This window comes from Methylomonas sp. DH-1 (assembly GCF_046097555.1).
In the GTDB taxonomy this organism is placed as follows: domain Bacteria; phylum Pseudomonadota; class Gammaproteobacteria; order Methylococcales; family Methylomonadaceae; genus Methylomonas; species Methylomonas koyamae.
This window is the reverse complement of record NZ_CP143089.1, coordinates 173,008-195,455: the sequence shown is the minus strand read 5'-3', so window position 1 is coordinate 195,455 and position 22,448 is coordinate 173,008. Positions and strand designations below refer to the sequence as shown.

General features: G+C 56.9%; 22 protein-coding genes and 1 riboswitch. Of the genes, 10 read left to right on the top strand and 12 right to left on the bottom strand.

What is annotated here, in order from left to right; translation table 11 throughout:
- Positions 1–18 precede the first annotated feature (18 nt).
- Positions 19–1,362, bottom strand: a complete 1,344-nt coding sequence (locus tag VXJ35_RS00885; protein WP_064020107.1) for a L,D-transpeptidase family protein — start codon at positions 1,360–1,362, stop codon at positions 19–21.
- A gap of 350 nt (positions 1,363–1,712) precedes the next feature.
- Between VXJ35_RS00885 and apbC the strand changes: the two genes are divergently transcribed.
- Positions 1,713–2,804 carry an iron-sulfur cluster carrier protein ApbC gene (apbC, locus tag VXJ35_RS00880; RefSeq protein WP_064020106.1) on the top strand — a complete coding sequence of 364 codons (1,092 nt, stop codon included), beginning with the start codon at positions 1,713–1,715 and terminating at the stop codon, positions 2,802–2,804.
- A 43-nt stretch (positions 2,805–2,847) separates the two neighbouring features.
- Here apbC and proB read toward each other — a convergent pair whose 3' ends face one another.
- From proB to rplU, 4 genes are all read right to left on the bottom strand, one after another.
- Positions 2,848–3,969, bottom strand: a complete 1,122-nt coding sequence (proB, locus tag VXJ35_RS00875; RefSeq protein ID WP_064020105.1) for a glutamate 5-kinase — start codon at positions 3,967–3,969, stop codon at positions 2,848–2,850.
- Positions 3,956–5,014, bottom strand: coding sequence for an Obg family GTPase CgtA (gene cgtA / locus VXJ35_RS00870; protein WP_064020104.1), 1,059 nt, complete (start codon positions 5,012–5,014; stop codon positions 3,956–3,958). The genes proB and cgtA overlap by 14 nt, the downstream gene beginning before the upstream one ends.
- A 78-nt stretch (positions 5,015–5,092) precedes the next feature.
- On the bottom strand, positions 5,093–5,350 hold the full coding sequence (gene rpmA / locus VXJ35_RS00865; protein ID WP_054759493.1) for a 50S ribosomal protein L27: 258 nt from the start codon (positions 5,348–5,350) through the stop codon (positions 5,093–5,095).
- A 15-nt stretch (positions 5,351–5,365) separates the two neighbouring features.
- On the bottom strand, positions 5,366–5,677 hold the full coding sequence (gene rplU, locus VXJ35_RS00860) for a 50S ribosomal protein L21 (RefSeq protein ID WP_054759526.1): 312 nt from the start codon (positions 5,675–5,677) through the stop codon (positions 5,366–5,368).
- 204 nt (positions 5,678–5,881) lie between these two features.
- Here rplU and ispB point away from each other — a divergent pair, with 204 nt between their 5' ends.
- The gene (gene ispB, locus VXJ35_RS00855; protein ID WP_064020103.1) at positions 5,882–6,886 is read left to right on the top strand and encodes an octaprenyl diphosphate synthase; all 1,005 of its coding nucleotides are present in this window, start codon (positions 5,882–5,884) and stop codon (positions 6,884–6,886) included.
- On the opposite strand, the gene VXJ35_RS00850 is transcribed toward ispB, so the two are convergent.
- Together VXJ35_RS00850 and recD are read right to left on the bottom strand one after the other, a co-directional pair.
- Positions 6,883–7,296, bottom strand: coding sequence for a hypothetical protein (locus tag VXJ35_RS00850; RefSeq protein ID WP_064020102.1), 414 nt, complete (start codon positions 7,294–7,296; stop codon positions 6,883–6,885). The genes ispB and VXJ35_RS00850 overlap by 4 nt on opposite strands.
- Positions 7,293–8,933, bottom strand: coding sequence for an exodeoxyribonuclease V subunit alpha (recD, locus tag VXJ35_RS00845; protein ID WP_064020101.1), 1,641 nt, complete (start codon positions 8,931–8,933; stop codon positions 7,293–7,295). Before recD ends, VXJ35_RS00850 begins: the two co-directional genes overlap by 4 nt.
- Positions 8,934–9,088: 155 nt before the next feature.
- Positions 9,089–9,194, top strand: a riboswitch (TPP riboswitch).
- 33 nt (positions 9,195–9,227) lie between these two features.
- On the opposite strand from recD, the gene thiC reads away from it, so the two are divergent.
- From thiC to VXJ35_RS00805, 8 genes are all read left to right on the top strand, one after another.
- Positions 9,228–11,096 carry a phosphomethylpyrimidine synthase ThiC gene (gene thiC, locus VXJ35_RS00840; RefSeq protein WP_064020100.1) on the top strand — a complete coding sequence of 623 codons (1,869 nt, stop codon included), beginning with the start codon at positions 9,228–9,230 and terminating at the stop codon, positions 11,094–11,096.
- A gap of 162 nt (positions 11,097–11,258) precedes the next feature.
- Complete coding sequence (gene pilB / locus VXJ35_RS00835) at positions 11,259–12,974, top strand: type IV-A pilus assembly ATPase PilB (protein WP_064020099.1); 1,716 nt, start codon at positions 11,259–11,261, stop codon at positions 12,972–12,974.
- 2 nt (positions 12,975–12,976) lie between these two features.
- Positions 12,977–14,194, top strand: coding sequence for a type II secretion system F family protein (locus tag VXJ35_RS00830; RefSeq protein ID WP_064020098.1), 1,218 nt, complete (start codon positions 12,977–12,979; stop codon positions 14,192–14,194).
- A gap of 60 nt (positions 14,195–14,254) precedes the next feature.
- The gene (locus VXJ35_RS00825; RefSeq protein WP_064020097.1) at positions 14,255–15,121 is read left to right on the top strand and encodes an A24 family peptidase; all 867 of its coding nucleotides are present in this window, start codon (positions 14,255–14,257) and stop codon (positions 15,119–15,121) included.
- A gap of 3 nt (positions 15,122–15,124) precedes the next feature.
- Positions 15,125–15,736 (top strand): dephospho-CoA kinase, encoded by a 612-nt coding sequence (gene coaE / locus VXJ35_RS00820; protein WP_064020096.1) that lies wholly within the window; start codon positions 15,125–15,127, stop codon positions 15,734–15,736.
- A complete protein-coding gene (gene zapD, locus VXJ35_RS00815; RefSeq protein WP_064020095.1) occupies positions 15,733–16,506 on the top strand; it encodes a cell division protein ZapD in 774 nt (257 codons plus the stop codon). Before coaE ends, zapD begins: the two co-directional genes overlap by 4 nt.
- On the top strand, positions 16,506–16,721 hold the full coding sequence (locus VXJ35_RS00810) for a DNA gyrase inhibitor YacG (protein WP_064020094.1): 216 nt from the start codon (positions 16,506–16,508) through the stop codon (positions 16,719–16,721). The genes zapD and VXJ35_RS00810 overlap by 1 nt, the downstream gene beginning before the upstream one ends.
- A 22-nt stretch (positions 16,722–16,743) precedes the next feature.
- Positions 16,744–17,529: a bifunctional 2-polyprenyl-6-hydroxyphenol methylase/3-demethylubiquinol 3-O-methyltransferase UbiG gene (locus VXJ35_RS00805; RefSeq protein WP_064020093.1), complete on the top strand. Its 786-nt coding sequence runs from the start codon at positions 16,744–16,746 to the stop codon at positions 17,527–17,529.
- Between the two features lie 38 nt (positions 17,530–17,567).
- Here VXJ35_RS00805 and VXJ35_RS00800 read toward each other — a convergent pair whose 3' ends face one another.
- The 5 genes from VXJ35_RS00800 to VXJ35_RS00780 all read right to left on the bottom strand — a co-directional run bounded on the left by VXJ35_RS00800 (position 17,568) and on the right by VXJ35_RS00780 (position 22,321).
- Positions 17,568–18,506, bottom strand: a complete 939-nt coding sequence (locus VXJ35_RS00800) for a Nudix family hydrolase (RefSeq protein ID WP_064020092.1) — start codon at positions 18,504–18,506, stop codon at positions 17,568–17,570.
- Between the two features lie 7 nt (positions 18,507–18,513).
- Positions 18,514–19,728, bottom strand: coding sequence for a bifunctional glutamate N-acetyltransferase/amino-acid acetyltransferase ArgJ (argJ, locus tag VXJ35_RS00795; RefSeq protein WP_064020091.1), 1,215 nt, complete (start codon positions 19,726–19,728; stop codon positions 18,514–18,516).
- Between the two features lie 525 nt (positions 19,729–20,253).
- Positions 20,254–20,709 carry a hypothetical protein gene (locus VXJ35_RS00790; RefSeq protein ID WP_064020090.1) on the bottom strand — a complete coding sequence of 152 codons (456 nt, stop codon included), beginning with the start codon at positions 20,707–20,709 and terminating at the stop codon, positions 20,254–20,256.
- Between the two features lie 347 nt (positions 20,710–21,056).
- Positions 21,057–21,281 carry a sulfurtransferase TusA family protein gene (locus VXJ35_RS00785; RefSeq protein WP_064020089.1) on the bottom strand — a complete coding sequence of 75 codons (225 nt, stop codon included), beginning with the start codon at positions 21,279–21,281 and terminating at the stop codon, positions 21,057–21,059.
- The gene (locus VXJ35_RS00780; protein WP_064020088.1) at positions 21,278–22,321 is read right to left on the bottom strand and encodes a tRNA (5-methylaminomethyl-2-thiouridylate)-methyltransferase; all 1,044 of its coding nucleotides are present in this window, start codon (positions 22,319–22,321) and stop codon (positions 21,278–21,280) included. The genes VXJ35_RS00785 and VXJ35_RS00780 overlap by 4 nt, the downstream gene beginning before the upstream one ends.
- Between the last annotated feature and the right edge of the window lie 127 nt (positions 22,322–22,448).

Here is a 22,448-nt window from a genome sequence, read left to right as displayed (position 1 = left end):
TTCCGGCATTCAGCGCAGTCAGTTTTTCGCCGGCTGTCGCGGCGCCAGCGTGGTAACGTCCATATCGAAATTCTGTTTGATGCGTTGCGCGACGCTTTTCACCTCTTTCTTGTTCTTCAGCGGTCCCACCACGACTTGATAATTGCCATCTTTGGCGACTTTGCGGGCCGGGATCGGCGGCCCTTGGTGGTTCAACATGGCTGCCAGTTTCTGCGCATCGGTTTCGTTATCGAATATGGCCGCCAGAATGGCCCAATCGCTATCGCTCAGTTCCGATGGGATCGGTTGGCCGTATAGCCGCTCGGGGCGGGCCAGCGAAATCGCATTGGCTTTCAGTTCCGCCAGGTCCGGGCTACCGGCCAGTACCGGGGTAGCAATACCGTCGGCCCGTTGCAGGATGCGGTCGGTCTTGCCCCAATCCACCTCGGCACCTTTGGCCACGGCCAGTTGCTGCAATTTCTTGCGAATGTCTTTTTGCAACTGCTTTTTTTGCTTATCCCATTTATCCAGCGGCGGATGCGCCTCCAGATAGAGCATGTCGTCGCGCCAGGCAGCCAGATAAGGTTGGTGGACGATATTGACCGGGGTGCCGATGTCGACTTTGCCGAACAGGGTTTCGATGTCTTCCGGATAAAGTTGCACGCAGCCGTGGCTGACCTGCATGCCGATGCCGTAGGGCTTGTTGGTGCCATGAATCAGGTAACCGCTGAAGCCCAGCGGCATGGCGTAATCGCCTAGCGGATTATCCGGCCCGGAACGGACTACTTTGGGTAACGGCGTGCCCTGCGCCTGGTGCTCGCGTTGGATCGATGCCGGCACAGTCCAATCGGGATTGGCTTTCTTGGCGACGATCTGGGTTTGCCCCAGCGGCGTATGCCAGCCTTGGCGGCCGATGCCGACCGGATAGGTCAAGACGCTGTTGGCGGCGTTTTTCGGGTAATAAAACATGCGCATATTGGCCAAGTTCAGCACGATGCCTTTGCGCGGGGCGTCCGGCAGAATAAAGCTAAGCGGCAGCAATACGTTTTGGCCGGCGGTTAAGGTCCAAGGGGCGACACCGGCATTGGCATTGGCGATGTCGTTGAAGCCCAGGCCGTAGTGGCGGCCGATGTCAGACAGCGTGTCGTTTTCGGCGCTGGTGATGCTGGCCAGCTCGCCGACCATGTTTTGGCCGGGGCTCAGACTGAATTCGTGTATCGCTACGTCTTCGGCTTTGCTGTTCCAGACGATAGTCTCCGGCTCGGGCTGCTGGAATATCTGCAAGCTTTGGCAACCGGCCAGCAATTGGCTCAATAGCAGCGCCGAGGCGGCTAACGCTTTAGGCGATGCGATGCGGTTTGGCGTGGTGGCGGGTCGAATCATGTGTCTGTTAAATGTTCAAAATCAGGTGGTTGACACTAAACGATGCAAATTAAAGTCAGATGAGGCCGTGATTAAGAGTGAATTAAGATGAATAAATTTAACTTTAAACGTTAGGATATTTCTATAACGTTTTATTATAAAAGTAAAATTTATTTTCATGCCGCAGTGATTTGTTTGAAATGATGCCGGATGCACCATTGGCTCGGAGGCGGGCCGGCTTGGAGCGTCCGGATGCGTAGCTGCTTGGTTTGCGGGCAATATTTGTCGGGCCGACGCGGGATAAAGGTCTTGAGCGGTAACGAATTCGCAGTAAACTACTCGGTTATTATCCATTTGATCCGGAGTTCTGCATGGCGAGCATTGACAAGGCGGTTGTCGAAAATTTATTGAAAAGTTTCATCGATCCGAATGTCGAAACCGACTTGGTTTCGGCCAAATCGGTCAAAAAGATCAGCGTAGAAGGACAAGACGTCAGCGTGGCAATCGAGCTGGGTTATCCGGCCAAAAGCTATCTGGAAGAACTGCGTGAGACGCTGGCTCAGCGCCTGCAAGCCCTGCCCGGCATCGGCAAGATCGATGTCACGGTCAGCGTCAACATCGTGTCCCATTCGGTACAAAAGACGCTGAAACCGCTCGCCAACGTAAAGAACATTATCGCCTTAGCGTCGGGCAAGGGCGGTGTCGGCAAGTCCACTACTTCGGTGAACTTGGCGCTGGCGTTGGCCGCCGAGGGTGCCAACGTCGGTATTCTCGACGCCGATATTTACGGACCGAGTATCCCGACCATGCTGGGCTTATCCGGCAAGCCGGACAGCGAGGATGGCAAGATGCTGAAGCCGAAGATTTCTTTCGGCATCCAGACCATGTCCATCGGCTATTTGGTCGATCCCGACCAGCCGATGATCTGGCGCGGACCGATGGTGACCGGCGCGCTACAGCAGTTGCTGACGCAAACCCAATGGGATAGCGTCGATTATTTGATTATCGACCTGCCGCCGGGCACCGGCGATATTCAACTGACGCTGGCGCAACAAATTCCGGTCAGCGGTGCTGTGGTCGTAACGACGCCGCAGGACATCGCGCTGATCGACGCCCAGCGCGGCTTGGGCATGTTCGAAAAGGTGAATGTGCCGATTTTGGGTTTGGTCGAGAACATGAGCATGCATATTTGCAGCAATTGCGGCCATGAAGAAGCGATTTTCGGCCGGGGCGGCGGCGTGGCGATGGCGGCGAAAAATAATGTCGATTTACTGGGAGCATTACCGCTGGACATCCATATCCGCGAATACGCCGATAGCGGCCGGCCAACGGTAGTCGCCGATCCCGACAGCCGGGCGGCACAAATTTACAAGGCTATTGCGCGGAAAATGGCGGCCAAGCTGGCGATGCGCGCCAGGGACTACAGTGGCAGGTTTCCGAATATCGTCATTCAAAATACCTGATCGGCGGGGCGCGGCTTGGTGCTGGCGCCAAGCCGTTTTCAGGCTAGACCAACACGAGATTGTCGCGGTGAATCAATTCGGCGTCGTCGGCGTAGCCGAGCAGCCTTTCGAATTCGCTGCTTGCCTTGCCGGCGATTTTGACGGCGTCTTCGGCGCCGTAATTGATCAAGCCGCGGGCGATTTCATTGCCCTGCAGATCCAGGCAGGAGACCAGGTCGCCGCGTTGAAAACTGCCTTTTACCGCCTTGACGCCGACTGCCAGTAAGCTCTTGCCGGCTTCTTTCAGGATTTTGACGGCGCCGTCGTCCAGGGTGACGCTGCCTTTGAGTTGCAACTGGCCGGCCAGCCACTGTTTGCGGGCTGCCAGCGGCGCGATGTTCGGGATCAGGTAGGTGCCGAGCTCGGCGCCGTCGAATACTTCCGGAATGACGTTGTCGATTTTGCCGGAAACGATGACGGTGGCAGCGCCCGAGCGAGCCGCCAGACGCGCCGCCCGAACCTTGGTAAACATACCGCCACGGCCCAGGCCGCTGATGCTGCCGCCGGCGACTTCGTCGAGCAGGCTCGCGTTGACGCTGATTTCCGAAATCAGTTTGGCGCCCGGATTCAGGCTGGGGTTGGCATCGAACAAACCGGTCTGGTCGGTCAGGATGATCAACAAGTCGGCTTCGACCAAGTTGGCGACCAAGGCCCCCAACGTGTCGTTATCCCCAAAGCGAATTTCTTCAGTAGCGACGGCGTCGTTCTCGTTGATGACCGGCACCACGCCGAATTGCAGCAGAGTTAACAAGGTGCTGCGGGCGTTCAGATAGCGCTGGCGGTCGGACAGGTCATCGTGGGTCAGCAACACTTGGGCGGCGAGCAGTTCGTGGAGCTGGAATTCATCTTCGAAGCGACGCACCAAGCCCATTTGTCCGACCGAGGCAGCGGCTTGCAGTTCGTGCAGCGTTTTCGGCCGGGCTTTCAGTTTTAATCGCACCATGCCCTCGGCCACAGAGCCTGACGAGACCAGTACTACGTCCACTCCGCGCCGGCGCAGTGCGGCCATTTGCTTGACCCAGCCGGCGATGGCGGGTTTATTCAGGCCGCGGCCGCCGTCGGTCAGCAAAGAGCTGCCTATCTTGACGACAACCCGTTTGGCTTGGCAAAAATCAGAACGGCTCACTGGGCAACTCCTGTTGCGTATCTTCTGTGCGGGCTCTTTGTTGTTCCAGGAAGTCCATGATGGCGTACATCAGGGCTTGGGTACCCTGATTTTTCAGGGCGGAAATCAGAAACACCGGACCGGTCCAGCCCAATTCCCCGACAATTTGTTGGCTGAGGGATTCGACTTCGTCGTCCGGCACGTTATCGATTTTATTCAATACCAGCCAGCGCGGCTTGTGCGCCAGCTCGTCGCTCCATTTCTCGACTTCGCGAATGATTTTGCGGGCGGCACTGACCGGCGATTCGTCGCTTTCGTAGGGCGCAATGTCGACCATGTGCAGCAGCAAGCCGGTGCGGGACAAGTGTTTCAAGAACTGTAAACCCAGGCCGGCGCCTTCTGCGGCGCCTTCAATGACGCCGGGGATGTCGGCAATGACGAAGCTGCGCAAATCGTCGACCCGGACTACGCCCAAATTGGGATGCAGCGTGGTGAACGGATAATCGGCGACCTTGGGCCGGGCCGACGAGACGGTGCGAATCAGGCTGGATTTGCCGGCATTCGGCATGCCGAGTAAGCCGACGTCGGCGATCACCATCAATTCCAAACGCAGCATGCGATGCTCGCCGGGCGAACCTTTACTGGTTTGTTGCGGCGCCCGGTTTATGCTGCTTTTGAAGCGGGTGTTGCCCAAGCCATGAAAGCCACCCTTGGCGACCAGCAATTGTTGACCGGGCTTGGTCAAATCGCCGATTTTTTCGCCGGTGTTGGCTTCGTAGACTATGGTTCCCGGTGGCACCGCGACGAAGCAATCTTCGCCCTTTTTGCCGGTGCAGTCGCGGCTGCCGCCGTTTTCGCCGCGTTGGGCGCGGTGCACCGAGTGGTAGCGAAAATCGACCAGAGTGTTGACGTTTTCGGTGGCGACCAGATAGACGCTACCGCCATCGCCGCCATCGCCGCCGTCCGGGCCGCCCAGGGGAATATATTTTTCACGGCGAAACGAGGCTTTGCCGTTGCCGCCGTCGCCTGCTTCCACGCGGATTTCCGCTTCGTCAACAAATCTCATAATCTACCGGTATAAACAAAAAAGCCCCGCTGTAAAACGAGGCTTTTCGGGTTGAATGTGCCAGAGCACAATCAGAATTTACGCTGCTGCAATACTGACGTATTTGCGGTTTTGCGGGCCTTTTTCGACGAAAACCACTTTGCCGTCGGTCAAAGCGAACAGAGTGTGGTCTTTGCCGATACCGACATTGTCGCCGGCGTGGAATTTGGTGCCGCGTTGGCGAACCAGGATGTTGCCAGCTTTTACGACTTGGCCGCCAAAACGTTTGACGCCCAGTCGTTGTGCATTAGAGTCGCGACCGTTGCGGGTACTACCGCCTGCCTTCTTGTGAGCCATTTTCTAACCTCTTGATTATGCGGAAATGCCGGTGATTTGCACTTCGGTGTAATATTGACGATGCCCCTGTTGCTTCATGTGGTGCTTGCGTCTTCTGAATTTAATGATTCTGACTTTCTTGTGCCGGCCTTGCGAGACTACCGTTGCAGTCACTTTGCCGCCGTCGACGTAAGGCTGGCCTACTTTTACAGAGTCGCCGGATTGAACCATCAGCACTTTATCGAACTCAACGCTGTCGCCGGCGCCCAACTCAAGTTTTTCTATTTTTAAGGTAGTACCCTCTGCGACACGATACTGTTTACCACCTGTTTGAATTACCGCATACATCAGCGTAAGCTCCATCAAGCATAATCTGTTAAAAGTGAACAGCAGATTATATTTTTTAACAAGGCTTACGTCAAACCTAAATTCCTGATAATACTACGGCGACCATTCCGTATTGGTGGGGTGCTATTGACACTATCTGCGATTGTTCATAGCATGACCGGTTATTTACGTCACGCGTCGACAGGCGATTAGCCAAAAAACTTCATGATAGCTAAAGTTTCAACGCCAGCTTCAGCCCCTATAGATTTCGATTCGATTAAAAATTTAACCACCGCCGAGACTCTGGCCGTCGACCGGTTAATTTTAAACGAACTGAGCTCCGATGTTGTGCTGATCAATCAAATCGGCCATTACATCATCGGTAACGGCGGCAAGCGGTTGCGGCCGATGTTGCTGTTGTTGGCGGCAAAAGCCCTGGGCCGGATCGACGAGCGGCATTTGACGCTGGCGGCCGTGATCGAATTTATCCATACCGCCACTTTGCTGCACGACGACGTGGTCGACGAGTCCGAATTGCGCCGCGGCAAAGAATCCGCCAATGCGGTGTGGGGCAATGCCGCCAGCGTATTAGTCGGCGACTACTTATATTCCAGCGCGTTCGAAATGATGGTGCGGACCGACAACATGCGGGTGATGGACATCATGTCCAAGACCACCACCGCAATCGCCGAAGGCGAGGTGTTGCAGCTGTTGAATTGCAACAACCCGGAGACCAGCGAAGCCAAGTACCTGGAAGTGATTGCCCGCAAAACCGCAATTCTATTCAGCACGGCAACTCGGCTGGCCGCCGTCGTTTCCGGGGCGGACGCCGCCATCGAAGAAGCTTTGGCGGTTTACGGCCAACAACTGGGCGTAGCGTTTCAATTGATCGACGACGCGCTGGATTACAAGGCCAATAGCGAGGAGCTAGGTAAAAATCTCGGAGACGACCTTGCCGAAGGCAAGCCGACCCTGCCGCTGATTTACGCCATCCAGCACGGCGACGAACGCCAATCGCAAATCGTGGTCGATGCGATCAGACAGGGTTCGCGCGAAGCGTTCAACGAGGTTTACGAAGTCGTCAAAGCAACCAATGCAATCGAATATACCGAGCAATGCGCCGAACGCGCGGCGGGCTTGGCGATTGCCGCATTGGACTGCCTGCCGGATTCGGAATATAGGCAAGCCCTGGAAGCCTTGGCCCACTTTTCGGTGCAACGCAGCCACTAATTCTGTTCAGCTTCTTCCGCCAGCTCCAGCAGTTGCTGGATGCTTTGCAAAAGCGCGGCATACAGCTTCTCGGATTTTTCCAACACCTGTTGCAAAAAACGGCCGATCTCACCTTGCTCCAGATCGGCCTGGACGGCAAACATGCGCTCTTCCAGCAGACTGATCGCATCCAGATCGGCAAAATCCGCCAGCCGAGCCAACTCGGGCGACTGAACCAGTACCAGCCCCGCTTCGGACTTATCGGCCGCGGACACTTGTTCGGCCAGCGCAACCGCGCATGCACCAATCTGGCCGGCCGTTTCGCATAAACCTTGGAAAAGGTCCAAATCTGCACTCAGAGCCACTAACCGGTCCGCTGCGGCTTCGATCTCAGCCAATAAGCGTTTGCTGCGTTTTTTAATCGATTTCATCGGCTTGGTCCGGAAGCGTAAGTTTGCAATTTTGCGGCTAAACCGCTGTATCTGGCGACACGATGGCCGACGCAGGCATCGAAGATGGCCTGCTCCGCGCTGACGGCGACCGATTTTTTGGCGCGGGTAATCGCCGTGTACAGCAGCTCCTTGCTCAGAACCGGATTGACGGCATCGGGTAAGGCAATCACGATGTTTTCGAACTCCGAGCCCTGGCTTTTATGGATCGTCATCGCAAACACCGTTTCCCAGGGTGGCAACCGGGCCGGCAACACTTTTCGGAATTCCTCGCCGCGCGGGAAAAACACCCTGAGCTGGCCGCCGTGTTCAGCGTCGTTCAAGCATAAGCCGATGTCGCCGTTATAAAGCTGCATGCCGGCGTGATTGGCGGTGATCATGACCGGCTTGCCGGCATACCATATCGATCCGGACCGGATTTTGCCGCGGCTTGCCAATTCCTGCTCTACCCGCCGGTTAATCTCGCCGACCGAGTTGTGGCCGCGTTGATTGCTGCAAAGCACCCGAAAGCGGTTGAAGGCTGCGAAAATTCGAACCGGATCCGCGCGGTCCGCAATGGCCTGCAAATATTCGGCATAGTTTTCAATGATCCAGTCGATCGGGTCGCCATTCAGGCGCCGAACCGCAGAATTCGGCTCTTGCAGCAGTTGCCAGGACAGTTCGGCATCCTGGCGGTTCACGGCCACGGCAAGTTGTTTGATTTGACCTTGGAACCGATGGGATTTCTGCAATTCCACCGTGTTTTCGGCCAGGCCGGCGGAAAGATCGGCCAAGACGGAGCCGGACTCGACCGAGGCCAACTGATCCTTGTCGCCCAGTAAAATCAAACGCGAGCCTGGTTTCAGCGCATCGACCAATTTACTCATCAACGCCAGATCGACCATCGAGGTTTCGTCCACCACCACCACGTCGTAAGGCAGCGGATTGCCGGCGTCGTGGCGAAAATAAGGCGTGGGAGGCTTGGCGCCGAGCAACCGATGCAGCGTGTTGGCTTGCTCCGGAATCCGGTCTTTGACCTCGGCCGCGCAATCCAGGCCGGGCTTGTTGGCGACAATCGACTCTTGCAAGCGCATGGCGGCCTTGCCGGTGGGGGCGGCCAAGGCGACGTGTAACGATTGGCGACTGGTTTCCAGTAATAGGGCCAAAATTTTCAGTACCGTCGTGGTTTTGCCGGTTCCGGGGCCGCCGGTAATGATGCTCAAAGCCTGGCCGACGGCTGCTTGCGCCGCGGTTTTCTGCCAATCGATTTCGTCGCCTTGGCTCGGAAAATAGCGGTCCAGACAAGCTTCGAGATGCCTGGCATCGAATTGTTGCCGGGCCAGCGCCCCAAGTTGCCGAGCCAGGCGTTCCTCGTAATGCCAGTAGCGCTGTAAATACAAGCGCTCGGCTTCGGCGATCAACGGCGTGGCCCGGTCGGCGGAGGCCAGCCCGGAAGCCAGCACGATTTCCCGATCTTCCGCACCGATCGCAATGCAACTGTGGCCGGCGCTCTGCTGGGCCGATAACTGCAGCAGCAAGGTTTCGAAGCTGTTTTTGTTCGCGCCGCTCAAGCGACTGCGTTCGGCAAGGAAGCGGGCGAAACCGCGGTCGAGATCGGTAAAGGCTTGTTCGTCGGTCATGGCTTAAATGGCTGGCTAGGTGGCGTTTATCATAGCAATTAGCCGGCGTTTGGCGACGGCGCGATAAAACCTATTGTTTTATAAGCTTTTTGCGGCGACGGACGTATTATCCGCGCTTGCAATTGCCCGGATTATCATTTAACGTACCGACCCACCTAAAAGGCTAGGGGTGTTTCCGCCCAATTCCAGTGCGGAAGCTGAGAAAAACCCTTCGAACCTGATCCGGTTAATGCCGGCGTAGGAAAGCCAATCCTTCCCTGCGCTCGCGATTTATTCTGATTTTTGGAGATAAGCATGAGCGCTGTCCGCAATGAAATTACTACCGACACCGGCAGTAGCGTAAGAATCGATTCCTACCCCGCCTCGGAAAAAATCTATATCCAGGGCAGCCGACCCGACATGCGGGTGCCGATGCGGCAGATCAACCTGTCGGACACGCCGGCCCATTTCGGCGCCGAGAAAAACCCGCCGATCTTCGTCTACGACACCTCCGGCCCGTACACCGACCCCAACGTCGACATCAATCTGCACCAAGGCTTGGGCTCGGTGCGTGGCAAATGGATAGAAGAGCGCGGCGATACCGAATTGCTGAGCGGTCCGACCTCCAAATTCGGCCACGAGCGTCTGCACGACCCGAAAACCGCGCACCTGCGTTTTGAGTTGACCCGCAATCCGCGCCGCGCCAAGTCCGGGCACAACGTCAGCCAGATGCACTACGCCCGTAAAGGCATCATTACTCCGGAAATGGAGTACATCGCCATCCGCGAAAACCAGAATCTGGAAGCGATGCGCGACCGTTACCAAGGCCAACACCCCGGCTTCTCCTATGGCGCCAACATTCAATCCTTCATTACGCCGGAGTTTGTGCGTTCCGAAGTCGCCAGAGGCCGCGCCATCATCCCGGCCAACATCAACCACCCGGAACTGGAGCCGATGATCATCGGCCGCAACTTCCTGGTCAAGATCAACGGCAACCTGGGTAACTCGGCGATTACTTCGTCGATCGAGGAAGAAGTCGAAAAAATGCTGTGGGGCATCCGTTGGGGCGCCGACACCATCATGGATTTGTCGACCGGCAAAAACATTCACGAAACCCGCGAATGGATTTTACGCAACTCGCCGGTGCCGATTGGTACCGTGCCGATCTACCAAGCGCTGGAAAAAGTCGACGGCAAAGCCGAAGAACTGACCTGGGACATCTTCCGCGACACCCTGATCGAACAGGCCGAGCAGGGCGTGGATTACTTCACGATCCACGCCGGCGTCCGCCTGCAACACGTGCCGTTGACCGCCAAACGCCTGACCGGCATCGTCTCGCGCGGCGGCTCGATCATGGCCAAATGGTGTCTGGCTCACCACACCGAGAGCTTCCTGTATACGCACTTCGAAGAAATCTGCGAAATCATGAAGGCCTACGACGTGTCGTTCTCATTGGGCGACGGTTTACGTCCGGGCTCGATTTACGACGCCAACGACGCGGCCCAGTTCGGCGAACTGGAAACCCTGGGCGAATTGACCCAAATCGCCTGGAAACACGACGTGCAGACCATGATCGAAGGGCCCGGCCACGTGCCGCTGCAAATGATCAAGGTCAACATGGACAAGCAGCTGGAAGATTGCTTCGAAGCGCCGTTCTACACCTTGGGGCCTTTGACCACCGACATCGCGCCCGGCTACGACCACATCACTTCCGCTATCGGCGCCGCCAACATCGGTTGGTATGGCTGCGCGATGCTGTGCTACGTGACGCAAAAAGAGCATTTGGGCCTGCCCAACAAGCAGGACGTCCGCGAAGGCATCGTCACCTACAAAATCGCCGCTCATGCCGCCGACCTGGCCAAGGGCCATCCCGGCGCGCAGATTCGCGACAATGCCATGTCCAAGGCCCGCTTCGAATTCCGTTGGGAAGACCAGTTCAACCTGGCGCTGGACCCGGAAAAAGCTCGTTCCTTCCACGACGAAACGCTGCCGAAAGAATCGGCTAAAGTTGCTCACTTTTGTTCGATGTGCGGCCCGCATTTCTGCTCGATGAAAATCACCCAGGACGTGCGCAATTACGCCGAACAAAAAGGCCTGGAGGAAGCGGAGGCTTTAAAAATCGGCATGGAGGAAAAATCCAAGCAGTTCCTGGAAGAAGGTGCGGCGATCTACCACGAAATTTAAGCCGCTTTAGCCGCAGCCGCCACCACGCCCGGCGGCTGCCCCTCCGCACCGGCTCCGCCTGCCGGTAGCGGGCCGTTACGTAGCGTCGAGTTTGGATAATATCCTTACTTCATCTATATTTGCAGCACAAAGCTGCAGTAAAACCAATCTTGACCTTTTTTCATGGCGACAGCACCTTCCAACATTCATTTCAGCGGCCTGGTTAAGTGCCTGATTCAAAAGGGACTGCTGACCGAAGAGTCGGCCGCGACCTGTTTGCAGGAGGCGCAAAAACGCAAACAGGCGTTTATTAGCTATCTGGTCGAACATAAATACGCGGATAGTAAAACCATCGCCACGCTGGCCTCGGCCGAGTTCGGCGTGCCGTTTCTCGACCTGGACGCGATCGATCCGTCGTTCCTGCCGATCAAACTGGTCAGCGAAAAATTGATTCGCCAGCACCACGCATTGCCCTTGTTCAAACGCGGCAACCGCTTGTTCGTGGCGACGGCCGATCCGACCAATTTCCAGGCCCTGGACGAGATCAAGTTCCACACTCGGCACAACACCGAGAACATCCTGGTCGAAGAAGACAAATTGATGAAGATGATCGATACCGCATTGGAAGCGGCCGATACATCGATGAAGGATTTGCTCGACGACGATCTGGACAACATCGACATTTCCGCCGGCGATGAAGCTAAGCCGGCCGAGGAAACTTCCGGTTCGGATATCGACGACGCGCCTATCGTACGTTTCGTCAACAAGATTCTGCTGGACTCGATCAAGCGCGGCGTATCGGATATTCACATGGAACCGTTCGAGAAGCGGTTCCGCATCCGCTTCCGCGCCGACGGCATTCTGTCGGAAGTAGCCAGTCCGCCGGTGGGCATCGCCAACCGGATCATTTCCCGGCTGAAAGTCATGTCGAAAATGGACATCGCCGAGCGGCGGGTACCGCAGGACGGCCGGATCAAGATGCAGATCTCGAAAAACCGCGCCATCGATTTCCGGGTCAATACCTGTCCGACCTTGTTCGGCGAAAAAGTGGTGTTGCGGATTCTCGATCCGACCAGCGCCCAAATCGGTATCGAAAAACTCGGGTTCGAACCGGAACAACAGAAAAATTTCCTCGATGCGATTCATAAACCCTACGGCATGGTATTGGTCACCGGACCGACCGGTAGCGGTAAGACCGTGTCGCTGTACACCGGTTTGAACATACTGAACAGCGTCGAGACCAATATTTCCACGGCCGAAGACCCGGTCGAGATCACCGTGGAAGGCATCAACCAGGTCAACGTCAACCCCAAAGCCGGTTTGACCTTCGCCGAAGCCCTCAAGGCGTTCTTGCGGCAAGACCCGGATATCATCATGGTCGGCGAGATTCGCGATTACGAAACCGCCAGTATCGCGGTCAAAGCGGCGCAAACCGGCCACTTGGTGTTGTCGACGCTGCACACCAACGACGCGCCGCAGACTATTAACCGCTTGGTGCAAATGGGTATCGAGCCGTTCAACATCGTGTCGGCGGTTTTGCTGATCATGGCGCAACGGCTGGCACGGCGCTTGTGCGAACATTGTAAAAAGGAAATGGACTATCCGGAAACTGCGCTAATCTCGGCTGGCTTCAAAAAAGAGGACATCGGTACCTTCAAAATATATGGGCCGGTGGGCTGCGAACATTGCAATAACGGCTATAAAGGGCGGGTCGGTATTTACCAAGTGATGCCGATCACCGAAAAAATGCGGGCCTTGATCCTGCGCGGCGGCAATGCGATGGAAATGGCCGAATTGTCACGCAGCGAAGGCATCAACGATTTGCGCGCCTCCGGTTTGTTGAAAGTCCGCCAGGGCATTACCTCGCTGGAAGAAATTGACCGCGTCACCACGGAATAATCATGGCAAAACAAGAAGAGCAGATCGAATTCAACTGGGACGGCTTCGACAAACAGAACAAGAAAACCAGGGGCACCATCAGCGCCAAGAGCGAGGTAATCGCCCGCGCCGAATTGCGGCGGATGGGCATCAGGGTGGTCGGCATCAAACCCAAGGCGAAACCCTTGTTCAGTCCGCGGGTACAAAAAATCACGCCGGGCGATATCGCGGTATTCGCCCGCCAATTGGCGACGATGCTGGCGGCGGGGGTGCCGTTGGTGCAGTCGTTCGATATCATCGGCAGGGGCCACGACAACGCCAGTATGTCGGAAATGCTGCTGTCGATCAAAGCCGACGTCGAGGGCGGCGACACGCTGGCACAGGCGCTGGGCCGCAAGCCTTTGTATTTCGATGCTCTGTTCTGCAATCTGGTCGAAGCCGGCGAGCATGCCGGGGTACTGGAAACCCTGTTGGACAAAATCGCCACCTACAAGGAAAAAACCGAATCGATCAAGAAAAAAGTCAAAAAAGCCCTGACCTATCCGGTTGCGGTTCTGGTGGTGGCGTTTATCGTCACGGCGATTTTGTTGGTATTCGTGGTGCCGGTGTTCGAGGATTTGTTTAAAGGCTTCGGCGCCGATTTGCCGGCTTTCACCCAATTCGTCATCGAATTGTCGGCCTGGGTACAGGAGTGGTGGTGGGCCGTGGTCGGCGTGCTGTTTATCGGCGGTTACACGTTTACCTACTTTAAGAAGCGTTCCAAGGCCTTCAACCATTTTCTGGACCGGATGCTGCTAAAAATCCCGGTGGTCGGCATGATCCTGCAAAAATCGGCGATTGCCCGCTTCGCCCGCACGCTGTCGACGATGTCGGCCGCCGGCGTGCCGTTGGTCGAAGCCTTGGTCTCGGTCGCCGGCGCCTGCGGCAACATCCTGTTCTACGAAGCCGTGATGAAGGTGCGCGACGACGTCGCCACCGGCCAGCAATTGAAATTCGCCTTGGAAACCACCGGCATGTTTCCGAATATGGTGGTGCAAATGGTGGCTATCGGCGAGGAGTCCGGTTCGATCGACGCGATGCTGGACAAGGTCGCCGACTTTTACGAAGAAGAGGTCGACAACCTGGTCGATAACCTGAGCAGCTTGATGGAACCTATCATCATGGTGATCTTGGGTATTCTGGTCGGCGGCTTGATCGTGGCGATGTATTTGCCGATCTTCAAATTGGGCGCCGCTATCTAACGTATTGCCGGCTCCGGCCTGTTACGGGTCTCGGAGCCGGCCAATCTTTCCTGCTTGCCTATGTTGTTTAACGCCTTAGCCCAATCCGCCGGTCTTCTGACCGGCAGCGCTTTAGTACTCGGCCTGTTGGTCGGCAGCTTTCTGAACGTGGTGATTTACCGGCTGCCGCTGATGATGCAGGCCGGTTGGCGCCGAGAGTGCCGCGAGTACCTGGAATTGCCGGCGGAAGCTCCGGCCGAACGTTTCGACTTGTTGCTGCCGGCTTCGCATTGCCCGGCTTGTAAAGCGGAAATCAAAGCCTACCAAAACATCCCGGTCTTCAGTTACCTGCTGCTGGGCGGCAAATGCGCCAACTGCGGCGCGAAAATCGCTTGGCGCTACCCGCTGATCGAAGCCTTTACCGGCCTGTGTTCGGCGCTGGTGGCCTGGCAACTGGGTTACGGTTGGGCCTTGGCCTTTGCCTTGCCTTTGACTTGGTGCCTGATTGCGTTGAGCTTTATCGACATCGACCAACAATTGTTGCCCGATTCCATCACGCTGCCCTTGGTGTGGTTGGGCTTGCTGCTCAGCGTATTCGGCATTTTTGCCGACAGCCGCGACAGTATTATCGGTGCGGTAGCCGGCTATTTGAGCCTCTGGTGCGTATTCCACGGCTTCAAATTGCTGACCGGCAAGGAAGGCATGGGCTACGGCGATTTCAAATTGCTGGCCGTATTCGGCGCTTGGCTGGGCTGGCAATATCTACCTTTGATCGTATTGTTGTCTTCCCTGGTCGGCGCAACGGTCGGCATAGCAATGATCGTGTTCTGCCGGCGCGATGCGGCCAAGCCGATCCCGTTCGGGCCTTACTTGGCAATGGCCGGCTGGCTGGCCTTGCTGTGGGGCGAGCAAATGAATGCCTGGTATCTGCGAATTACGGGCCTGTGACCGATGCTGAAAATCGGTTTGACCGGCGGCATCGGCTGCGGCAAGACCACGGTTTGCCGCTTATTTGCCGAATTGGGCGTGCCGGTGGTCGATGCCGATTTGATCGCCCGCAGCTTGGTCGAGCCCGGCCAGCCGGCGTTGCAAGCCATCGTCCAGGCATTCGGCACCGAGATATTGCAAGCCGACGGCAGCCTCGATCGGGCAAAATTGCGCCAGGCGATCTTTAGCGATCCGGAGCAAAGGCGCCGGCTCGACGGCATCATGCATCCGCGGGTCTACGCCCGCATCGCCGCCGACGTGGCGGCATTGCAAGCCGCATACTGCCTGATTGCGGTGCCGTTGCTGCTCGAATCGAAAAATCCGTATGCGGTGGACCGGATCCTGGTCGTCGATTGTCCGCAATCAGCCCAGATCGAACGGGTCGTGGCCCGGGACAAACTCAGCGCCGAACAGACCCAGGCCATCGTTGCCAGCCAGATGCCGAGGCCGCAACGGCTGGCCCGCGCCGACGATGTAATCGACAACAGCGCCGGGCCGGAGCAGCTTGCAGAACAGGTTAAAAGCCTGCACAATTCCTACATTTTTTTAGCCACCGCCAGGACACCATCGGCTTGAATACACAAATTGTCTACGAATTCCCGCTCAACGAACGAATTCGTGTGTTTATGCGCTTGGAGCAGCTCTTTCAACAGCTCAGCCATTTCATGTTGGGCGCTTCCGTTTTCGACAAACGCGCCGCCATCTCCGTCCTGTTGGACATTCTGACCATCTTCAGCCGCAGCGATTTGAAATCCGAATTGATCAAAGAATTGGACCGCCACACCAAGGTGTTGAACCAATTGGCCCATAACCACGGCGTCGACGACGAAAAACTACAGGAAATCCTGGCCGAATTGAACCAGGCCAGCCGTAACCTATACAGCGCCAACGGCAAGATCGGCATCAGCGTAATGGAAAGCGACTTGTTTCAGAGTATCTCGCAGCGCAACTCGATTCCAGGCGGCAGTTGCTCGTTCGATCTGCCGGCGTTCCATTACTGGCTGGAACAGGACGAACTGGAGCAGCAAAAGGATTTGGAGCGCTGGACCCAACCCTTTGTCGATATCCGGGTCGCCATCGACCTGATTCTAGGCTTCATCCGCCAAAGCAGCACTCCAACCCCGGAGGTCGCCAAAGCCGGTTTTTTTCAATTGGCGCTCGACAACAAAAACCATCCGGTGCAATTGCTGCGCGTGGCTTTGCAACCGGAGCAGCGCTGTTTCGCCGAGATCAGCGGCGGCAAACACCGCTTCAGCATCCGCTTCATGATCCCGTCGGCCGATGAAAACCGGCCGTGCCAAACCCAGGACGACGTCGAGTTCCGTTTGACCCGCTGCATGTTCTGATGGCCGCGCAGTCCCCGCCGCAAGTCGCCTGTCCTACCTGCCGCAAACCGGTGCAGTGGGTTGCCGCCGAAAAATTCAAACCGTTTTGCTCGGAACGCTGCAAGCTGATCGACCTCGGCGATTGGGCCACCGAAGCGCACAAGATTCCCGGCCCGCCGGTCTGGGACCACGAAAACCCCGGTCGGCCGGATGCCGACGACGGCCAACCTTTTTAATTCCATCTCAGCATAGTTACCGATGAAGCAGTACTACGATCAAGCCTTTTACGATTCGCAAAAGACCGGCAGTTTGCTGTCGGCCGAACAATATCTCGGTTACCTCTGGGGTTTCCATACGCCGCACTCCGTCGTCGATTTGGGCTGCGGCGCCGGCACCTGGCTGAAGGCGGCGGCCGATTTGGGCGCGGAAAAACTGGTGGGCTACGATGGCGTCTGGAACAGCCAACAGAATATGGTCGACGCCAGAATCCGCTTCAATCCGGTCGACTTGAACCAAACCATTCGCACGGCGGAAAAATTCGATTTGGCGATGTCGCTGGAAGTGGCCGAACATCTGGAACCGGCCGTGTCGGAGAATTTCGTCGATTCGCTGGCGGCCTTGTCCGACGTGGTGCTGTTCGGTGCGGCCTACCTCGGCCAGGGCGGAACCCACCACATCAACGAACGCCTGCATAGCGATTGGGGCGCGATGTTCCGGCAACGCGGCTACGCGATTTTCGATTTGTTCCGGCCGGTATTCTGGGGCAAAGCCGGCATCGATACCTGTTACGTCCAAAATACCTTTCTGTACGTGAACCAATCCCATCCGCTGTACCGGAAACTGCTCGATCAGGGTTTTCGCGAATTGGAAAATTTGGCGTTCATGAACTGCGTGCATCCCGAGCTTTACGAAGTCGCGAAAAAGCGCGGGCGGACGTTGCGGGAAAAGATGAACCGGTCGCCGGCCGCGTTGCTGGCTGCTATCGGCAAAGAGCTGCGCCGGGCCGGCAGAAAAATCGCGAAGCGGCTGTCCCGCCAAGGATAGCCGGCTGCGGCAGTAGCGTCAGCCGCCGGTAGACCGCTTCAAACCAAAAAAGCGCTGATGCCGGCGATGCCTTGGGCACCGGCGGTTTGCGCCAGCGACAGATCCTGCCGGCCCAATCCGCCCAAGGCGAAGACCGGCAAGTTGGCGCTCTCCAGCAGTTCGCTAAAGCGTTGCCAGCCCAGCGGCGGCGTGTCGGGGTGCGATGCGGTCGGCATGACCGGCGCCAACACCGCAAAATCCGCCCCAATTGCCAGCGCATGCTGCAGTTCCGCTGCATTGTGGCAAGACGCTGCGACCCAGCGCATTCCTGCCGGGCGTCGATCCAGTCTCAACAAGGCCCGGCTGCTCAAATGGAGGCCTTGCGCCTGACTAATATCCAAATCCAGATCGGCGTTGACTAGCACTTCGACGGCGTGTTGCCGGCATTGCTGCAATACCTGTTCGAGCACGTTTTGCTTATCGTTGGCGGCCAGCGCTTTAGCCCGGAATTGCAGTAATTTGACGCCGTTGTCGATGATGCGTTGGCAATTCGTCATGATCGATTCCGCATCCGGACCTTCCAGGATGGCGTAATACGCCGGCAGCCGGGCGGCGGCGATGATAGGCAGGTTGGCGGCCGGAAAGGCGAAATCGGAAAGCTGGCCGGCATTAACCCATTGCATGGCCTGGCCTTCGCAGGGCCGAGCTTCGCCGCTGAACGAGTTGACGTTCCAGACGTCCAGCAGCACGCGGCGGTCGCCGTAATCGTGGTGAATTTTGATCAAAGGCTCGGCCGCGGCCACCCGAATCCCGACCTCTTCCCGCAGTTCCCGGGCCAAAGCCTGCAACACCGGCTCGCCGGGCTCCAGCTTGCCGCCGGGAAACTCCCACAAGCCGCCCTGGTGCGCGTGTTGAGCGCGTTGGGCGATCAGTATCCGCCCGGCGGCATCGCGAACGACGCCGACCGCGACGTGAACCACGCTATTCCGGTGGGCCATGGCGAAATTAAGTCCGGTATTCGGCGTTGATTTTGACGTAATCGTAGGAAAAATCGCAGGTCAACACCGGTTCGCTGGCGGTGCCGCGGCCCAAACGCACCGTGACGTCGATTTCCTCTTGGCTCATGACCCGCTGGCCGTCCTGTTCGGTATAAGACGGGGCGCGGCCGCCGTTTTCGACGATGCAGACCGTGCCCAGGTAAATCTCGATTTTCTCCAGTTCCATATTGTCGACGCCGGCCCGGCCCACGGCGGCCAGAATCCGGCCCCAGTTCGGGTCGCTAGCGAAGAATGCGGTTTTGACCAACGGCGAATGGGCGATGGTTTTTGCGACTTGTAGCGCTTCGCCGCTGTCGCGGGCTTGCTCGACGATGATACGCATCAGCTTGGTGGCGCCTTCGCCGTCGCGAATGATCAATTCCGCCAGCCGTTTGCAAACCGTCGCCAGAGCCGCGCCGAACGTTGCCAGATGTTCGCTGCCCGGCAAAATTTCCGGCGCCGCGCTACAGCCGCTGGCCAATACCACGCAGGCGTCGTTGGTCGAGGTGTCGCCGTCCACGGTAATCCGGTTAAACGATTGTTCGACCGCCGCATTCAGGCATTCCTGCAGCAGACCCTGCTCGATTCTGGCGTCGGTGGCGATAAAGCCCAGCATTGTCGCCATATTGGGCTGGATCATGCCGGCGCCTTTGGAAATACCGGTAATCGCGACCGGATGGCCGCCGATATCCAACTGCAGCGACGCCCCTTTCGGAAAGGTGTCGGTGGTCATGATCGCCCGCGCCGCCCGATCCCAATGCGATTCGGCCAAGTCGGCAACTGCAGCCGGCAATGCAGCGGCCAGTTTTTCCACCGGCAACGGTTCGCCGATCACGCCGGTCGAAAACGGCAGCACCTGTTGCGCCAGCGCATCGACTTCCCCGGCCAACCCGGCGCAGCAGGCAAAGGCGTCCTGCAAGCCTTGTTTGCCGGTACCGGCATTGGCATTGCCGGAATTGACCAGCAGCCAGCGCGGGTTTTGCGACAAATGTGCCTTGGCGATATGCACCGGCGCCGCGCAAAACGCGTTTTGGGTAAACACCGCCGCGCAACTGCCGCCTTCGGCCATTTCGATGACCAAGATGTCGTCGCGCACGGTTTGTTTGATGCCGGCGTTACTGGAGCCGAGTTTGATGCCTTTTACGGCATACATGGTGGGGAAGTCGATTTGTCCTACTGCCATTGGTGTAACCTGATTTAGACTTTAAATTTGTGTCGCTATCGCGACGGATTTTTTGGGTGTCGGGTCTCGGCCCGACAGCCGAGGTACTTTTCTTTGCTTGTCCAAAGAAAAGTACCCAAAAGAAACGACACCCGAACGCCGCTTATTCCCTGCGCTCCTCGCTTTTGGACGGGGTTGACGAAAGGGGCTCCTGCCCCTCCGTCAACGCGATGCATCCCTGCATCGCCCCTACGGGCTAATCCGTCCAAAAGCTCCGGTGCTCGGCGCGGCATACGGGGTAAAACCATCCCGTAATTTAGATGCGCTTGGTAGCATCGACCTTAACGCGACATTCAAATGTAGGGTGGGCAACGCTTTTCTGCCCACCGTGTTAAGTCGATAACCATAAATCCGCGTGGGCACAAACAGCAGTGCCCACCGGGCTGAACTCCTAACGCAAAATTAAGAGGCGCGGCAGCGGAGCGGTGGCCTCGCATAAAATGGCGAAGCCATGCGTGGCTACCCCGTAGTCTGCTGCGTCCCACATCAACTTTTTGTTAGGCCGGGCGAATCCTTGTGTATTCGAGCAGTGTGCTCTTCGTATTGCTGCAGAGCGTACTTTTCCATAGACATAATATGTTGATTTATGTCTTCGAGGTCGTGATAAATCAATTCATAGACTTCCAGGGCTTTCACTTTAGGGATCTTTTCAAGGCGCTGCTTAGTCGCCTCGGCTTTCTCATGTAGCTTTGAAACTCTTGCGACGTCAAATGCCTTGTACATTGTAATGTCATTCAGTTCCTCAGCCTTTTTCTGCTTCTCCAAGAAGAACTCACGAAGTTCAAATAATCTATTTGATACTTCGGCGGCCTTTGACATAACTAACGCCCTCATTTCGGCAATTTTCGTTCTTTTGCCAAAGTTCGCGCTTTTCAACGATAGAACCATGCTTAGAACCGAAACAAAGAGTGCAAGCGCTGCGATAAGGTCACTGCTGCTCATGGAGGATGCCTAACAAGTGATTAAATAGTTTCTGTAATTATCCCACGACTAAAATAATCCCGTTTTTCGCTTTCGCGACGGTTTTCCTCCCGTATACCGCGCCGAGCACCGGAGCTTTTGGACGGATTAGCCCGCAGGGGCGATGCAGGGATGCATCGCGTTGACGGAGGGCCAGGAGCCCCTTTCGTCAACCCGGTTCAAAAGCGAGGAGCGCAGGGAACAAGCGGCGTCCGGGTGTCGTTTCTTTTGGGTACTTTTCTTTGGACAAGCAAAGAAAAGTACCTCGGCTGTCGGGCCGAGACCCGACGTTAAATCAACCCGTCGCGACAGCGACACAACAACTCAACTCACCCCACTTCCAACACAATCACATACTCCCCATCACCCGAACGAGTCTCCAAAACCTGATGCCCATTAATCCGACACCAAGCCGGAATATCCTGCATCACCCCAGGATCGGTGCATTCCACGGTCAACACATCGCCGGCTTGCAGGGTTTTGACTTTATCCTGAGTGCGGATCACCGGCAGCGGACACAGCAACCGGCGGGCGTTTAAAACATGCGCACTCATACGAACCACTCTTCCCGAATTTGCTCGGCTGCCAGCGGTTTGACGAAAATATTGCGTTCGGCACCGGCGCGGTCGCGTATCGTCACCTCGACCTGCTCGGCGTCGCGGCCCTGGCCGTAACGCGCCAGGATTTGCCCGGCCAAGGCCAGATCGTCTTCGCCGACTTCGCCGTCGATCAAGACCAACGGGCCGCGGTGGTTGGTGCAATGCATGCTGACGAACTCTTTTTTATAGCCGCTCATGAAGCGGGCCTCGCCGTCCTCGCGGGCCACGATGATTTTGAAATGCGGGCGGGGGCGGATATGGCGGCCGACCTTCAACAGCATGATGTCGTCCAGGTCGTAATCGCGCTTGCCGCGGGCCTGCCACAGGTCGGTCAGTTTCAACGAATAACTTTCGTCGGTCAGGAAGCAGCAGCCGCCGGCCGGTTGGGCGTAGTCGGCAAAACCGAATTCCTTGGCCAGGGCCATTTGCGGCTTGCGGGAACGGCCGCTGAAGCCGAACATTTTGTCGCGGCTGATCCAGCCTTCGCGTTCCGGCAGCGTGGCCGGCAGGTTTTGCGCCGACAGCGGCCGCACCAACAGATCGTCGGCGCCGGATTCGGCGGCGACGATGGGCATGGTTTGTTTGCGCTGCGACATCGGCCGTTGGCCGACCACCTCGCCGGTAATGATGAAATCGAAACCGTTTTCCTGCATCCACTGCTTGGCCTTGTTGACCATGAAGATCTTGCAGTCCAGGCACGGGTTCAGATTGGCACCGTAACCGTGTTTGGGATTGAGCAACACCTGTTTGTATTCTTCGATGATATCGATGATGTGCAGCTTGATGCCGAGTTGTTCGGCCACCCACAGCGCGTTGTTACGCTTGACCTTGTCGGCATCCTGCTTACGGATGGCGTGGGTGTGGCCTTCGACGCAAAACCCGGTAAAAAAATTGATGCCTTCGACATGGATGCCCTGGTTCATGATGGTCTGGCAGGCCAGCATGGAATCCAGGCCGCCGGAAATCAGCGCCACGGCTTTTCGTTGTTGACTCATAACGGGAGGGATTAACGGAAAAAACGCAGCATTATACTGTGGATTAAGCGTTCCGGGTTAAGCCGAATGCGGCGACCGGGTCTAAAAGCCTACACATAACAAGGGCTTGCGACTATGTCGGTTGCCG